The 14,921-nt window shown below is 69.1% G+C and carries 14 protein-coding genes; 9 read left to right on the top strand and 5 right to left on the bottom strand.

Annotated features, from left to right (window positions below):
- Positions 1-9 precede the first annotated feature (9 nt).
- From J8J14_RS05330 to J8J14_RS05320, 3 genes are read left to right on the top strand one after another with little or no spacing between them, the layout of a single operon-like run.
- Complete coding sequence (locus tag J8J14_RS05330; protein ID WP_209378427.1) at positions 10-1,071, top strand: ABC transporter ATP-binding protein; 1,062 nt, start codon at positions 10-12, stop codon at positions 1,069-1,071.
- Positions 1,072-1,075: 4 nt separating this feature from the next.
- The gene (locus J8J14_RS05325; protein WP_209378426.1) at positions 1,076-1,912 is read left to right on the top strand and encodes an ABC transporter permease; all 837 of its coding nucleotides are present in this window, start codon (positions 1,076-1,078) and stop codon (positions 1,910-1,912) included.
- Positions 1,909-2,715: an ABC transporter permease gene (locus tag J8J14_RS05320; RefSeq protein ID WP_209378425.1), complete on the top strand. Its 807-nt coding sequence runs from the start codon at positions 1,909-1,911 to the stop codon at positions 2,713-2,715. Before J8J14_RS05325 ends, J8J14_RS05320 begins: the two co-directional genes overlap by 4 nt.
- 37 nt (positions 2,716-2,752) lie before the next feature.
- On the opposite strand, the gene J8J14_RS05315 is transcribed toward J8J14_RS05320, so the two are convergent.
- From J8J14_RS05315 to J8J14_RS05295, 5 genes are read right to left on the bottom strand one after another with little or no spacing between them, the layout of a single operon-like run.
- A complete protein-coding gene (locus J8J14_RS05315; protein ID WP_209378424.1) occupies positions 2,753-4,498 on the bottom strand; it encodes a hypothetical protein in 1,746 nt (581 codons plus the stop codon).
- A 21-nt stretch (positions 4,499-4,519) separates the two neighbouring features.
- Positions 4,520-5,632, bottom strand: a complete 1,113-nt coding sequence (locus J8J14_RS05310) for a CgeB family protein (RefSeq protein ID WP_245215431.1) — start codon at positions 5,630-5,632, stop codon at positions 4,520-4,522.
- The gene (locus J8J14_RS05305; RefSeq protein WP_209378423.1) at positions 5,629-6,726 is read right to left on the bottom strand and encodes a CgeB family protein; all 1,098 of its coding nucleotides are present in this window, start codon (positions 6,724-6,726) and stop codon (positions 5,629-5,631) included. Before J8J14_RS05305 ends, J8J14_RS05310 begins: the two co-directional genes overlap by 4 nt.
- On the bottom strand, positions 6,723-7,322 hold the full coding sequence (locus J8J14_RS05300; protein ID WP_209378422.1) for a histidine phosphatase family protein: 600 nt from the start codon (positions 7,320-7,322) through the stop codon (positions 6,723-6,725). Before J8J14_RS05300 ends, J8J14_RS05305 begins: the two co-directional genes overlap by 4 nt.
- Positions 7,323-7,330: 8 nt before the next feature.
- On the bottom strand, positions 7,331-8,410 hold the full coding sequence (locus tag J8J14_RS05295; RefSeq protein WP_209378421.1) for an inositol-3-phosphate synthase: 1,080 nt from the start codon (positions 8,408-8,410) through the stop codon (positions 7,331-7,333).
- A gap of 377 nt (positions 8,411-8,787) precedes the next feature.
- Here J8J14_RS05295 and J8J14_RS05290 point away from each other — a divergent pair, with 377 nt between their 5' ends.
- The 6 genes from J8J14_RS05290 to J8J14_RS05265 are packed head-to-tail and all read left to right on the top strand — an operon-like array spanning position 8,788 to position 14,902.
- Positions 8,788-9,900, top strand: coding sequence for an NAD-dependent epimerase/dehydratase family protein (locus J8J14_RS05290; RefSeq protein ID WP_209378420.1), 1,113 nt, complete (start codon positions 8,788-8,790; stop codon positions 9,898-9,900).
- On the top strand, positions 9,897-10,976 hold the full coding sequence (locus J8J14_RS05285; RefSeq protein WP_342452395.1) for an NAD-dependent epimerase/dehydratase family protein: 1,080 nt from the start codon (positions 9,897-9,899) through the stop codon (positions 10,974-10,976). Before J8J14_RS05290 ends, J8J14_RS05285 begins: the two co-directional genes overlap by 4 nt.
- The gene (locus J8J14_RS05280) at positions 10,973-12,091 is read left to right on the top strand and encodes a glycosyltransferase family 4 protein (protein ID WP_342452394.1); all 1,119 of its coding nucleotides are present in this window, start codon (positions 10,973-10,975) and stop codon (positions 12,089-12,091) included. The genes J8J14_RS05285 and J8J14_RS05280 overlap by 4 nt, the downstream gene beginning before the upstream one ends.
- On the top strand, positions 12,088-13,230 hold the full coding sequence (locus J8J14_RS05275) for a CgeB family protein (protein ID WP_209378419.1): 1,143 nt from the start codon (positions 12,088-12,090) through the stop codon (positions 13,228-13,230). Before J8J14_RS05280 ends, J8J14_RS05275 begins: the two co-directional genes overlap by 4 nt.
- Positions 13,227-13,997 carry a TIGR04290 family methyltransferase gene (locus tag J8J14_RS05270; protein ID WP_209378418.1) on the top strand — a complete coding sequence of 257 codons (771 nt, stop codon included), beginning with the start codon at positions 13,227-13,229 and terminating at the stop codon, positions 13,995-13,997. Before J8J14_RS05275 ends, J8J14_RS05270 begins: the two co-directional genes overlap by 4 nt.
- The gene (locus J8J14_RS05265) at positions 13,994-14,902 is read left to right on the top strand and encodes a glycosyl hydrolase (RefSeq protein WP_209378417.1); all 909 of its coding nucleotides are present in this window, start codon (positions 13,994-13,996) and stop codon (positions 14,900-14,902) included. The genes J8J14_RS05270 and J8J14_RS05265 overlap by 4 nt, the downstream gene beginning before the upstream one ends.
- The last annotated feature ends 19 nt before the right edge of the window (positions 14,903-14,921 follow it).

Raw genomic sequence — 14,921 nt, 5'->3', positions numbered from 1 at the left:
GAGGCGGCGGTGAGCGCCGGCTCCGTCGCGCTTGAGGGCGTGACGAAGCGGTATGGCGCGGAAACGGTGGTGGCGGGCGTCTCGCTCGCCATCGCCCCTGGCGAGTTCTTCACCCTGCTCGGCCCCTCCGGCTCGGGCAAGACGACCACGCTCTCCATGCTGGCGGGCTTCGTCATGGCCGATGAGGGCCGGGTGATGCTGGGCGGGCAGGACATGACCCATGTGCCGCCGCGCGGGCGCGGGCTGGGCATGGTGTTCCAGAACTATGCCATCTTCCCGCATCTGAACGTGGCGGAGAACGTGGCCTTCCCGCTGACGGTCAAGCGCGCGCCGAAGGCCGAGATCGCGGCCCGCGTGGCCGAGGCGCTGGAGATGGTGAAGCTGACCGGCTTCGAGCAACGCTATGCGCGCCAGCTCTCGGGCGGGCAGCAGCAGCGCGTGGCACTGGCCCGGGCCATCGTCGCGCATCCGCGCATCGTGCTGATGGACGAGCCGCTGGGCGCGCTGGACAAGAACCTGCGCTACCACATGCAGGTGGAGATCAAGGAGATATCGCGCCGGCTTGGCACGACGGTGATCTACGTCACCCATGACCAGGAGGAGGCGCTGACCATGTCAGACCGCATCGCCATCATGGAGCGTGGCCGGATCGCCCAGATGGGCCCGCCGCGCGAGGTGTACGAGAAGCCCGATTCCAGCTTCGTGGCCGCCTTCCTCGGCGAGGCGAACCTGCTGCCTGCGCGGCGCGACGGGAATGCGGTCGCCGGCCCCGGCGGCGCGCGGCTGGAGGCCGGGGCGGGCGCGCTGTCCGCGCCGGAAGGGTTGCTCTTCATCCGGCCGGAGAAGGTGACGATCGCGCCGGACGCGCCGGGCGAGGGGCCGAACATGCTTCCCGGCCGGGTGCGCCACGCCTCGTTCCTCGGGAATGTGGTGCGCTACGCGGTGGAGGTGCCGGAGGGCGCCACGGTGCTCTGCGACGCGGCGAACGGCGCCGGCGCCACCCTGCATGCCCCGGGTGATCCGGTGCGCCTGAGCTGGCGCGCCGAGGACAGCCGGCTTCTGGCGGCCTGATCCCGTGCCGCTGAAGATCCGTGCGGCGCTGCTGCTGCTGCTGCCCTCGCTGCTGCTCCTGTTCGCCCTCTTCCTGCTGCCGATCGGCTGGTTTCTCTCCTCCTCGATCATGGAACTCGGCTCCTGGGAGGAGGTGATGGCGGAGGCCGATGCCGTGCTCCTCTCGGGCGCGGTGGGTGGGGCATTGCTGAACACGGGTTGGGTCGGGGCCGTCGTCACGCTGCTGACGCTGGTGATCGGCTATCCCGTTTCCTACGCGCTGTCGCGGGCGCGGGGGGCGGCCTTCACCGTCATCCTGCTCTGCATCGTGCTGCCCTATTTCACCAGCACCATCGTCCGCACCTATGCCTGGATGGTGCTGCTGGGGCGGAACGGGCTGATCAACCAGATCCTGCTGGGCCTGGGGCTGGTGAGCGAGCCGGTGAATCTCCTCTACAACCGCACCGGCGTGATCATCGGCATGACCTATGTGCTGCTGCCCTACATGGTCCTCACGCTCTACGCCGCGATGAAGGCGGTGGATCCGCGGCTGATGCAGGCGGCGGAGGGGATGGGCGCCTCGCCCGCCACCGTGTTCCGCCGCGTCTTCATGCCGCTCACCCTGCATGGGGTGGTGGCGGGGGTGCTGATCACCTTCATCCTGGCCATTGGCTTCTTCATCACGCCCGCGCTGATGGGCGGGCCGGGCGACGTGATGATCGCCATGCTGATCGAGCGCGAGGTGGAGCTGACGCAGAACTGGCCGGCCGCCGCGATGATGACCGTGGTGCTGCTGGCGGTGACGCTGACGCTCTATGCTGTGTACAGCCGCTTTGCCGAGCCCGGGGAGGCGATGCGATGATGGGGCCGGTCTGGCGCGCCACGCTGTTGCGGGCGCTGGTGGTGCTGCTCTGCTTCGGGCTGCTGGCCCCGATCATCATCGTTGCCATCGCCTCCTTCTCCGGGGACGGATACCTGAAGTTCCCGCCCGAGAGCCTTTCCACGCGCTGGTATGAGCGCTTCCTCGGCGATCCCCGCTGGCGGCAGGCCATCGTCAACTCGCTGATGATCGGGGCGCTGACCTCCGTGCTCTCCACTTTCCTGGGCTTTCTCGCGGCCTATGCGATGGTGCGGGGGCAGTTTCCCTTCAAGCGGGTGATCGCCGCGCTGCTGCTGACGCCGGTGATCGTGCCGCATGTGATCACGGCGGTGGCCATCTACTTCCTCTCGGCCCGGATGGGGCTGGTGGGGGTGCGGCCCTGGATCGCGGTGGCGCACACGGTGGTGGCCATGCCGGTGGTGCTGGTGATCCTGCAATCCGCGCTGCGCACCGTGGACCCGGCGCTGGAGCGGGCGGCGATGGTCTTCGGCTGCACGCGCTGGGGAGTGTTCCGGCGCGTGGTGCTGCCCCTGGCCCTTCCCGGGGTGGTGTCCGCCGCGCTGTTCTCCTTCCTCACTTCCTTCGACGAGCTGGTGATCTCCATTTTCCTGGCGGGCTTCCGTTCGGAAACCCTGCCCGTGCGGATCTGGAACAGCCTGTTGCTGGAGGTGGAGCCGACCATCGCCGCGGTTTCCACCCTGCTGATCGCGGTGACGACGATCGCTCTGGCGATCGATGCGCTGCTGCGCCGGCTGCGGGGTGGGGCAGGGATGCCGGCCCGTTGAGGTCGGGCGGGGCGGGAGGCTGGCGCTTCCGCCCCGTCTATCCCGCCCGCAGGCAGCGCTGCAGCTTCTCCGCATAGCGGTCCGCCGCCTCGCTCGCGCGGGTCGCCTCGGCGGGGTTCCAGCCGAAGGCATCCGCCGCCATGCTGTGATAGCCGAGCTGGAAGGCCAGGTAGCAGGGCATCAGGAAGTCGAGCAGCGGCCTGTCCCGGCCGAGCGATGCGAGCAGTGCCGCCTGCTCCTGCCGCGACAGGCGCAGCTCCACCGTGGCTCCGGCGATGTCCCAGGCGATGTCCTGGCAGCCCAGCAGGTCATGGGCGGCGGCATGATCCACCGCATCCGTCTTGAGCAGGCTTCCATCGGGCAGGGAGAGCCATTCCCAGGCATGCATCCGGTTGTCCGTCCAGCAGCGCCGGAAACGCGCTTCCAAGGCGGCCAGATGCGGCTGCCAGCGATCGAGCCGGGATGCGGTGGCCAGGCCCAGCGCCTCCTCGGCATTGGCTCGTGCCATGGCGAAGAGCGTCGCCGCCGAGGCGCCGTCCTCGGGCGCGGCGGGCATCTGCCGCGAGCGGAAGCCGAGATAGTGCTGGAGATGCCGGATGAGGGCGTCGCGATCCACCCGGGCGGGGTCAAGGGGAAGCGCTTCGCCGAGCCAGCGCTCTGCCAGGAAACCATGCAGCAAGCCGGCAACGGGGGGCGTGAAGCCGGCCTCGTGCAGCCGCCGCGCCCGGTGGGCTGCTAACTCACCCTCCCGGCCAAGGCCCGCGAATTTCAGAAGCCATGTGCCGCCCGCTGTCCGGAAGAGGAATTTGCGTCGCTCCATGAAGGGGTGGACCGGTGGCCAGGCGGCCTCGTCCGCCAAGCGGAGCCGGCGCCAGCCACCGCCCGAGATCTCCTCCATCGGACAGGTGGCGGGGCCGAGAAGGGATGCGGCCCAGCTCTCCAGCCGCTGCGCCGGCAGGGGTGGATCGAGAAGAAGCGCATCGAAGGAGGCGGGGTGGCGGGCCACGCGGGCCCAACGTTCCCGGTCCCGCTCCGGCGCCTGCCCGCCCGGCATGCCAGCATGGCCGGGCATGAGATGCATCCGCTCCAGCGGCACCCCGCCTTCCGCGAGGAAGGCCATGGCCGCGCCGAAGCTGCTGCCCGACAGCCCCGGGCCTTCATCGACAATGGCGTGATGTGCCCCGGGGTCGGAGAGCATGGCGGCCGCCAGGTATTTCTCCACGGCAAGTTCGCGCAGGAATGGATGCCCCACCGGCCGCAGGGTGCGGGGCACGGGGGCGTCCCGGGCGGCAGCCACCATGGCGCTCAGGCTTGTTCCGATGGAGCGCAGCCCCATGACGCGGACCGGCAGGTTCCTGGGCAGGGCCGATGCCGCGAGGCCATAGGCTTCCGGGTACAGGGCGTAGAAGGCGAAGCCCTCCGCGCGTTTCGTCTCCACCCTTGCGGGGAGAGGAAGCGCTTCGAGCGCCGCGATCCAGGCATCCGAGGGCGGATTCGCCACCGTGAAGGCGGATTGCCAGGACTGCCAGACATGCCGGGCCAGTTCCGTGACCAGCGCCATCGCGGCATCCGCAGCAGGAGACGCGGCATCCATCCCCCGCGCCTGGAACGCCGCATCAGCCAGCCCCTGGGCCAGCTCCCCGGCCCGGATCAGGGTGGCGACAAGGGCGGCATGCCGGTCCAGCCCGGCGGGAAGGTGCCGGATGCGCTGCAACGCCTCACGCAGCGCCGCAAGGACGGCGCACGGCTCCTCATGCCGGGGGAGATCGCCGTAGAGGATCACGGCCTGCGATCAGGCCCGGCCTCAGGACGCGACCTGCGCCTCCGCGGGCCGTGCCGCCGCCTGGCGTGCCATGGCCTCGCGCAAATGGCCCTCCAGCTCCGCCGCACGGTGGGAGGCCGTGTGCTCGCCCAGCACGCGGGTGCGGAGCGCCTCGCTCATCGCCCGGCGGCGTTCCTCGGGCATGGTGCGCAGCACATGCAGCACATCCTCCGCACCATCGGCCAGCAGCAGCTCCTCACCGGGGCGGAGCAGCGTCTCAATGCCGTCCCAGCGGTCCGAGATGATGGGCACGCCGCAGGCACCGGCCTCAAAGAGCCGCACGCTGGGGCTGTAGCCGGCGCGGATCATGTCGGCCCGAGTCACGTTCAGGGTGAAGCGGCTGCGGGCGTAGAAGGCGGGGTGCCCGGCGGGCGGCACATGCTCGATCCGCTCGACATTGGCTGGCCAGTCGATGTCAGCGGGGTATTGCGGGCCTGCCACGGCGAAGCGCAACTCCGGCGCGCGGCGAGCGGGCTCCAGCAGCAGGCGTTCCAGAACCGGCTGCCGGTCCGGGCTGTAGGTGCCGAGATAGCTGAGGTCCCATCGCGGCTCCAGGCCGAGCGGACGATAGGCCTCCTCATCGACGGAGCAGTAGAGCTGCCGTGCGGCCGGGGAGCCGTAATGCCGTTCCAGCCGGTCCAGCGTCGGCCCGCCCGTGAAGGAGAGATAGAGGTCATAGCCCGGGATGATGGCGGGCGAGAGGTATTCCTCGTCGCCCCGTTCCAGCTTGGCGAGGGTCACTGGCGTGTCGATGTCGTAGAAGGCCGTGACGCCGCGCGCCGTGGACTGCACCATCCGGCCGGCAGCCACGCCGTCCGGCACATAGGAGCCGACGATCACCGCATCGGCCGAGGCGATCGCCGTGCGCCATTCCTCCAGCGCCGCCAGATCGGGGTAAAGCTCCAGGCGGCAGAAATCCGGGTTCGGTAAATCCCGGTGCTGCGCATACCAGGGTACGTCGCGCTCCAGGAACAGGATGTCGTGGCCGCGCGCCGCGAAGGCGCGCAGCAGGGCGCGATAGGTGGTGGCATGGCCATTCCCCCAGGAGGAGGAAAGGCTCAGCCCCAGCACAACCACCCGCATCTTGCCGCTCATGCCGCGATGCCCCGGGCGCGCACGCGCTCAGCTTCCCGCTTCAGCAGAATGTCCACCTCGGCACCGCGCCGTGCATAGGTGTGCTCCGCCAGGATGCGGGCCCGGGCGGCCTCGCCGATGGCCTTGGCGCGCTCGGGGGTGAGGCTGCGGACATGCTCCGCCACATCGGCACCGTCCCGCGCCACCAGAACCTCCTCGCCCTCCTTCAGGAAGAGTTCGAGGCCGACCCAGGCATCGGTGATGAGGCAGGCACCGGCACCCGCCGCCTCGAAGACGCGCGTGGCCGGGGAGTAGCCCACCGCCGCCATGCTGTCCCGCGCGACATTCAGCACCGCGAGGCAGGAGGTATTGAAGGCGTTGTGGTCCCGCGTGCCGACATGGCCGATCTGGCGTATGTTGGAAGGCATGGGCTTGTCGTGCCAGCCATTGCCGCCGAGCAGGAAGGCGCGGTCCGGCAAGTGGGCTGCGGCCTTGATGAAGAACTCCTCCACCCGTGCCTCCCGGTCCGGCAGGCGGTTGGCGAGGAAGTTCAGGTCCCCGGCGAAGCGGAGATCGGACGGGACGGGATGGTGCGTCTCCGGGTCGAGCGCGTTGTAGATCGGGATGCAGCGCCGTGCTCCCAGCCCCTCATAGGCCGCGATCACCGGCGGGCCGCCACCATAGGTGAGGACGAGGTCGAGGGAGGGGAGGGTGCGCCGGAGGGCGTGGTCCGGGGCCGGGGTGATCTCGGCCAGGGTCGCCGGCGCATCCACATCCCAGAAGATGCGGATGGCATCCGGCCGGGCGGCCTTCATCACGCCCTCGATCAGCGCATCGTCGAACACGCCGACGCCGCTGGCCTTCACCACCACATCGGCGCGCGCGGCCTCGGCCACCACGGCGCGCATGGCGGATTCCGTGGCCTCATAGACGCGCACCTCCGCCCATTCCGGTGGCTCGATATCGCGGTGCTTCTGCCGGTCGAAGGCGTCGGGCTCGTAGAAGGTCACCTGGTGGCCGCGTGCCGCCAGGTCCCGCAGCAGCCCGCGATAATAGGTGGCCGCGCCGTTCCAGTAGGAGGAGAGAAGGCTCGATCCGTAGAACGCGATTCTCATGCCGCCACCGTTTCGTTCATGCACAGCACCTTTCCGTCGCCCTCCCACAGGGCCAGCGCGCTCACCGAGGCGGGCGCGATGTCGAAGCGGAGGAGATTGTCGAGATCCAGCCCGAGATAGCGGGCCAACACGGCCTTGATGACATCCGCATGGCTGACAACCGCGATCCGCTCGCCGGGATGCGCGGCGCCGAGACGCTCGATCTCCGCCACGGCGCGGGACTGCGCCTCGGCCATGCACTCGCCACCGGGCACGCGGGCCGTCCCGCGCGCAGCGTTCCAATGCGCCCATTCGGCATCGCCATCGAGGGCGGCAAAGTCGCGCCCGGTCCAGTCGCCGTAATCGATCTCCTGGATGGCGGGGCTGATCTGCGGTGCCAGCCCCATCCGGGCGGCGATGGGGGCGGCCGTCTCGCGCGCACGCTCGAGCGGGCTGGTGTAGAGGGCCGACAGCGATTCCCGCGCAAGGCGCCTGGCCAGCGCCTCCGCCTGGGCCCGCCCGGCCGGCCCGAGGCTCACGCCTGCCATCCGGCCGCAGAGCGTGCTTCCCACGCGGTCATGCGCCGCATGGCGCAGGAGGAAGAACGTGGTGGCCACGCCGCCACCTAGCTCTCGCCTGCCACGAAGCGCATCGTGCGCTCACGCGCCTCGCCGTCATGGAACTGCTGGGGCGGCGACTTCATGAAATAGCTGGACGGACCGATCAGTGCGCCGCCGATCCCGCGATCCAGCCCGATCTTGGCGCAGCGCACCGCATCGATCACCACGCCGGCGGAATTGGGGGAATCCCAGACCTCCAGCTTCAGCTCGACATTCAGCGGCATGCCGCCGAAGCCCGTGCCCTCCAGCCGGATCTGCGCCCATTTGCGGTCGGTGAGCCAGGGCACATGGTCGCTGGGGCCGACATGGACGGAATCGGCAGGCAAGGGCATGTCGAGCTGGCTGGTGACGGCGCGGGTCTTGGACAGTTTCTTCGATTCCAGCCGCTCGCGCTCCAGCATGTTCAGGAAGTCGGCATTGCCGCCGAAATTCAGCTGATAGGTGCGGTCCAGCCGCACGCCGCGATCCTTGAACAGATTGGCCAGCACGCGGTGCACAATGGTGGCGCCGACCTGGCTCTTGATGTCGTCCCCGATAATCGGCACGCCGCGCGCCTCGAAGCGGCGCTGCCATTCGGGGTTGGAGGCGACGAAGACAGGGATGCAGTTCACGAAGGCGCAACCGGCCCGGAGCGCCTGCTCCGCGTAGTATTCGGTGGCCTTCTGCGAGCCGACGGGAAGGTAGGAGACGACCACATCGGTGCGCGACTCCTCCAGGATGGATGCGACATCGGCGACCGGCTCGTCCGATTCGGTGATCTCCGCGCTGAGATAGCGGCCGATCCCGTCCAGCGTCGCGCCGCGCCGCACGATCACGCCTGTGGGCGGGACATCGGCGAAGACATGGGTGTTGTTCGGCTCGGCCAGGATGGCATCCGCGACGTCGCGGCCGACCTTGGCGGCGTTCACGTCGAAGGCCGCGGAGATCTCGATGTCGCGGACATGGTAGCCGCCGAGCTCCACGTTCATCAGCCCCGGCACCGGTTCGTTCGAAGCGGCGTCACGATAAAAGCGGATGCCCTGCACGAAGGAGGAGGCGCAGTTCCCCACTCCGACGACGGCGACGCGCACCGGGCTGCGGCTCATCGGGACATGCCCTCCGGGCTGGGCTGGAGGGGCATGCGCGGCCATGCGGCCAGGAAGCTGAGCGACCCGGGCATCAAGAGATCAGAATTCCTATTTTCCCGTGTGTCGGCCATGCGTCAGCCGATGCATCAACTTAGCTTCACGCTTCGGAGCCGATCAATCGCTGGCGGTGCGTGCATCGCTGACGCTTGCTTGTCACAAGAAAATGTGATGCCATTCCTGACCACCTTCTACCCTGCTGTCATCTTCTACATACGATGCAGAGCAGGTAAGGACTCACCAACGACGCCGTAAGACGGCAGCCGTGCGGAGTCGGGCATCCTCATCCGTTCTGCGCGTCTCGCCGCGCATGCGGCTGTCAGCCGGAGGACGAGGTTTTGGCGGAATCGATCCTGATCACCGGCGGTGCCGGCTTCATTGGTCGCTACGTGTCGCGCGCCCTTCTGGATCGTGGCGACCATGTTCGCGTGCTCGATAGCTTCATCGAGCAGGTGCATGCCGATCGCGGTGCGGATGGACTCGACTCTGAGGTCGAGGTGGTCCGCGGTGATGTGCGGGATCCGGACGCGGTTGCCCGCGCGCTCAAGGGTATCGACAAGGTCGTTCACCTCGCGGCTGAAGTCGGTGTCGGCCAGAGCATGTATGCGATCGATCGCTACGTGTCGGTGAATGACCATGGCACCGCGGTGCTCTTCCAGCAGCTGATCGACCAGCCGGTGAAGCGCGTGGTCGTCGCCTCATCCATGAGCATCTATGGCGAGGGGCTCTACCGTGACCAGGATGGCAACCTGGTGGAGGATGCGGTGCGGCGCCCGCGCAGCGGCCCGGATGCGCCCTGGGACCCGTTGGACGCGAAGGGGCGCCCCATGGTCCCGGTGCCGACGCCCGAGTGGAAGCGGCCGAACCTCGCCTCGGTCTATGCGATCAGCAAGTTCGTGCAGGAGCGGCTGACCCTCACCGTTGCCCCGACCTATGGGATGGAGGGCGTCGCGCTCCGCCTCTGGAATGTCTATGGCGCGGGGCAGGCTCTTTCGAACCCCTATACCGGCGTGCTCGCGATCTTCGCCGCGCGGCTTCAGAACGGCCAGCCGCCGATGATCTTCGAAGACGGGCTGCAGCGCCGCGACTTCGTGCATGTGGAGGACGTGGCCAATGCCTTCCTCCTCGCGCTGGACCGGCCCCAGGCCGCGGGCGGCGTGTACAATATCGGCAGCGGGGTGGACCGCACGGTCCAGGACGTGGCCGCGGACCTGGCCGGGGCGATGGGCGTGGACCTTGAGCCCGAGATCGCCGGCAAGACCCGCGCCGGCGACATTCGCCACAACATCCCCGACATCACCAAGGCACGCGAGGAGCTGGGTTACCGTACGCAGCATCTCGACTTCACCGCCGATCTCGCTGAGCTGGCGGAATGGGTGGCGCGGCAGCAGGCGCAGGACCGCGTGACCCAGGCCCGGAACGAGCTTGAGCTGCGGGGGCTCGTGGCGTGAACGCCGTCTCCTCCCCGGGGCCGGCCGTAACCGGCAAGCAACCCATCCTGATCACGGGCGGAGCGGGCTTCATCGGTTCCAACCTCGCGGACCGGCTGGCCGCGGAGGGGCATGACATCCTCATCTATGATGCGCTGTCCCGTCCGGGTGTGGAGACCAACCTGGAATGGCTGCGGCGGCGGCATCCGCGCAAGGTGTCCGCCACCATCGCCGATGTGCGGGATGCGGCGGCCCTGGGTCAGGCGGCGCGCGACGCCTCGGCGGTGTTCCATCTTGCCGCGCAGGTCGCGGTGACCACCAGCCTCGTGGATCCGCGCGCCGATTTCGAGATCAACCTGGCCGCGAGCTTCGGCCTGCTGGATGCGCTGCGCCAGCGTGGCGGGCGGGTGCCGCTGATTTTCGCCAGCACCAACAAGGTCTATGGCGATCTCGCCGATGTCGGGCTGGTGCTGGACGGGGACTCCTATGTGCCCGCCGATCCGGAACTGCGGGCGCGCGGGATCGGTGAGGACCGCTCGCTGGATTTCCACACGCCCTATGGCTGCTCCAAGGGCGCGGCGGACCAGTATGTGCTCGATTTCGGGCGCTCCTTCGGCGTTCCCACCGCCGTGCTGCGCATGAGCTGCATCTATGGCCAGCGCCAGATGGGCACCGAGGACCAGGGCTGGGTCGCGCATTTCGTCCTTCGCGCGCTGCGTGGCGAACCGATCAGCATCTATGGCGATGGCTGTCAGGTTCGGGACGTGATGGATGTGGGTGACGCGGTTGAGGCCTATGTCGCGGCCCTGCGCCATATCGATGCCGTGTCAGGGCGCGCCTTCAACCTCGGCGGCGGGCCGGCGAATGCCATCAGCCTGCGCCAGCTCATCGGCCATATCGGCGACATCACGAACCGCAAGGTCGAGACCCGCTACTCCGACTGGCGCGCGGGCGACCAGCGCTACTATGTTTCGGACACGACCGCCGTGACGCGCGAGCTGGGCCTTCGCCCGGCCCGCCCCTGGCGCGAGGGCGTTGCCGCGCTCGCCCAGTGGCTCCGCCAGGAGCGGGTCGCGCTGGAACCGGCGAGCGCGTGAGACGCCCCGGCCAGGGCCTTCGCCTGCTGATGACGACGGACGCCGCGGGCGGCGTCTGGACCTATGCGCTCGACCTGGCGGAAGGGCTTGCCGCGCGGGGCGTGACGATCGTCCTGGCCGTGATGGGGCCGCCACCATCGGAAACGCGGCGTGCCCAGGCGGAAGCCATTCCCGGCCTGCAGCTGCGCCTCACCGGATTGCCGCTGGATTGGCTTGCGGATCGGCCTGAGGCGGTGCTTGAGGCCGGCGAGGCCATCGCCGGGCTGGCGCGGGACACGGGGGCGGAGCTGGTCCATCTGAACAGCCCCGCCCATGCCGCCGGGGCCCGCTTCCCGGTGCCGGTGGTCGCCGTCCTGCACTCCTGCACCGCCACCTGGTGGGATGCCGTGCGGGAAGGTGCCTTGCCGGATGACTTCAGCTGGAGGGCTGATCTGCTCCGGCGCGGGGCGGCGGCGGCCGACCGTCTGGTCGTGCCCAGCCAGGGCTTCGCCGAGGCCGTGATGCGGCGCTATGCCCTGCCGCAGCGGCCCGTCGTTGTTCATAACGGGCGGCGCCTGATGGCATCCCCCGGGCAGTCCTCGCCGGATGTGCCGCCTGTCTTCGCCCTGACGGCGGGGCGCCTCTGGGATGCCGGGAAGAACCTTGCCACGATGAATGCCGCGGCGGCGGAGCTGGACCTGCCCTTCTTCGCGGCGGGGCCCCTGGCCGGGCCGGATGGCAGCCAGGCCGAGGCACCCGCCCTGCGGAACCTCGGCTCGCTGGAGGAGGCGGTGCTGGCGGAATGGCTCAGCCATCGGCCGATCTATGTCTCGGTGGCGCTGTACGAGCCTTTCGGCCTGGCCGTGGTCGAGGCGGCACAAGCCGGCTGCCCGCTGGTGCTTTCGGATATCCCGACCTTCCGCGAGCTGTGGGACGGCGCCGCTGTCTTCGTGCCCCCGCGTGACGCGGCTGCCCTGGCCCAGGCCATCGCCCGGCTTGGAGGGGATGCACGGGAACGCGAAAGGCTCGGCGCCGCCGCCCGGAGTCGCGCGGCGCGATACAGCGTGGAGGCGATGGTCGAGGGGATGCTCGCGGCCTATCGCAGCGCCGGAGCAGAGGGGAGCGCCGCCGCATGAAGCTGGTCTATCTCACGCACTCGCTTGCCTCGTGCTGGAACCATGGCAACGCGCACTTCCTCCGCGGAGTGCTGCGGGAATTCGTGCATCGCGGGCATGAGGTGTTGGCACTGGAGCCGGAAGGCGCGTGGAGCCTGCAGAATCTGCTGCGCGACCATGGCGAGGCCGGGCTTGAGGCCTATCGGGCCCATTATCCGGAACTGGCCTCCCGCCGCTTCTCGACGATCCAGGAGGCGGAGGCTGCCCTGGCCGATGCCGATCTGGTCATCATGCATGAGTGGAACGAGCCGGAGCTGGTCGCGGCCATCGGAAGGCTGCGCCGGCGGGAAGCGCGTTTCACGCTGCTCTTCCACGACACGCATCACCGCGCCGTCAGCGATCCCGAGGCGATCCGCACCTTCGACCTGGACGGGTATGACGGGGTGCTGGCCTTCGGCGCCACCCTGGCGGAGGTCTATCGCGCCTGGGGCTGGGGCGACCGGGTCTTCGTCTGGCATGAGGCGGCGGATACGCGTCTCTTCCATCCCCCTGTGCAGGAGCAACCGCGCGAAGGCCTGGTCTGGATCGGCAACTGGGGCGATGGCGAGCGCAGCGAGGAGCTGGAGAGCTTCCTGATGCGCCCGGCGCAATCCGCCGGCCTGCCGCTCGACATCTACGGCGTGCGCTATCCGGAGGAGGCGCTTGCGACCCTCGCGCGCTATGGCGTGCGCTTTCGGGGATGGCTGCCGAATGCGCGCGCGCCCGAGATCTTCGCGCGGCACCTCGCCACCGTGCATGTGCCCCGCCGCTTCTATGTGCGGATGCTGCCCGGCATCCCCACCATCCGCGTGTTCGAGGCGCTGGCCTGCGGCATCCCGCTGGTCTCGGCGCCCTGGCAGGATTCCGAGGGGCTGTTCCGCCCGGGCCGCGACTACCTGACGGCGCGTGACGAGGCGGAGATGACCCGGCACCTCGCCGCCCTTCGCCAGGACCCGGCGCTGCGCCAGGCGCTGGTGGAGAGCGGGCTGGAAACGATCCGCGCGCGCCACAGCTGCGCGCACCGCGCGGATGAGCTGCTGGCGGTTCTTGACCGGCTCGACGCGGCGCCGGTCCGGCGGCTCGGCCATGCGGAGGAGCCGGCGGTGGGAGAGGCAGGATGAGTGCGACGACCACGCTTTCGAAGGAAGAGATCCAGCGCCGGGTCGAGGCGCTGGGCGAATGGTTCCACAACCTTGACCTCGGTGGCGTGCAGACCGCGCCGAACCACTTCCTCTGGAACTACCCCGCCAACAAGTTCAAGCATTTCGCCCATGTGATCCCGCAGGACCTGACGGGAAAGACGGTGCTGGATATCGGCTGCAACGCCGGCTTCTACTCGATGGAGATGAAGCGGCGCGGGGCGGCGCGGGTGCTGGGCATCGATTCCGACGACCGCTACCTCGCCCAGGCCCGCCTCGCCTCCGAGGTGACGGGGCTGGAAGCGGAGTTCCGCAACCTCTCCGTCTATGACGTGGCGGAGCTGGGCGAGCGCTTTGACCTCGTGATCTTCATGGGCGTGCTCTACCACCTGCGCCACCCGCTGCTGGCGCTGGACCTGATCCATGAGCATGTCGCGAAGGACCTGCTTCTCTTCCAGTCCATGCAGCGCGGCGCCGAGGAGGCGATGACGCCGGAGGAGGACTATCCCTTCTCCGAGACGGCCGTGTTCGACGACCCCCGCTGGCCGAAGCTGCACTTCATCGAGAAGCGATATTCGAAAGACCCCTCCAACTGGTGGGCGCCGAATGCGGCGGCGGCGGAGGCCATGCTGCGCTCCGCCGGCTTCGCCATCCTCGGGCACCCGGAGCAGGAGGTCTATCTGTGCCGGCGCGTGGAGGCCCCCTGGGGCGCCGGTGCCGCCTATCCCGCGAAGGAGAAGCGCGCGTGATCGAAGCCGCGATGATCTGGAACGAGCCCAACAACAAGTCCCATTGGGACCCCGAGATCGATCCGGGTTGGGTGAAGTTCGCCGAAACCGCGAAGCTCGCGGGCCGTGCCATCAAGGAGGCCAACCCGCACCTGCCGCGCGTGCTCGGCGGCATCTCGCCCATCGATCCCTCCTTCATCGAGAACCTGACCGGCCAGGGCGTGATGGAGGAGATCGACGTGGTGGCCGTGCACGGCTTCCCGCTCGACTGGAACCTCTGGAAGATCGGCGAGTGGCCGCAGAAGATCGAGGAGATCCGCGCCGTCACGAACAAGCCGATCTGGGTGACGGAGGTGGGCATCTCCACCTTCGGGGCCGAGGAGGTGCAGGCCTGGGGCGTGGACCGCACGGCGGAGCTGCTGATCGGCAAGGCGCCGCGCATCCACTGGTACAGCCTCTATGACCTGCCGCAGGCCTGGGGCGCGACGACGCGCCACAAGGAGGCGGAGGGTTCCTCCTATTACCGCCACTTCTACATGGGGCTGCTGCGCGAGGATGGCTCGCCGAAGCCTTCCATCGAGCATTTCGCGAAGCACACGCCGCATATGGGCCTGTGCCAGTGGTTCCATTACGAGGACCACCGCCTCTATGACGCGGTGAAGTGGATGAAGCGCCTCGGCGTCACCTATCTCCGCACCGGCCTCTCCTGGGCGGACAGCTTCCGGCCGAATGCGCTGGACTGGTTCGACCGCCAGATGGAAGCGCTGGCGGATTTCGACGTGACCGTGACCTTCTGCTTCACGCCGGAGCATCGGGGCATCGCGCCCCACCACACCAGCCCGCCGCAGGTGCCGGAGGAATTCGCGGATTTCTGCGCCTCCATGATCCGGCGCTACGCGCCGGCGAAGGCCAGCATCGCGGCCTGACCGCCGCGGCGGACGGAGT

Source organism: Pararoseomonas baculiformis, from assembly GCF_017813395.1.
GTDB classification, from domain to species: Bacteria; Pseudomonadota; Alphaproteobacteria; order Acetobacterales; family Acetobacteraceae; genus Roseomonas; species Roseomonas baculiformis.
This window is presented reverse-complemented; position numbering and strand designations above follow the sequence as displayed.

Bases quoted from the DNA above. Each gene is read 5' to 3' on its own strand.
- J8J14_RS05295 (WP_209378421.1), bottom strand. From the start codon at position 8,410: ATGAGCCGCAGCCCGGTGCGCGTCGCCGTCGTCGGAGTGGGGAACTGC.
- J8J14_RS05275 (WP_209378419.1), top strand. From the start codon at position 12,088: ATGAAGCTGGTCTATCTCACGCACTCGCTTGCCTCGTGCTGGAACCAT.
- J8J14_RS05310 (WP_245215431.1), bottom strand. From the start codon at position 5,632: ATGAGCGGCAAGATGCGGGTGGTTGTGCTGGGGCTGAGCCTTTCCTCC.
- J8J14_RS05305 (WP_209378423.1), bottom strand. From the start codon at position 6,726: ATGAGAATCGCGTTCTACGGATCGAGCCTTCTCTCCTCCTACTGGAAC.
- J8J14_RS05270 (WP_209378418.1), top strand. From the start codon at position 13,227: ATGAGTGCGACGACCACGCTTTCGAAGGAAGAGATCCAGCGCCGGGTC.
- J8J14_RS05320 (WP_209378425.1), top strand. From the start codon at position 1,909: ATGATGGGGCCGGTCTGGCGCGCCACGCTGTTGCGGGCGCTGGTGGTG.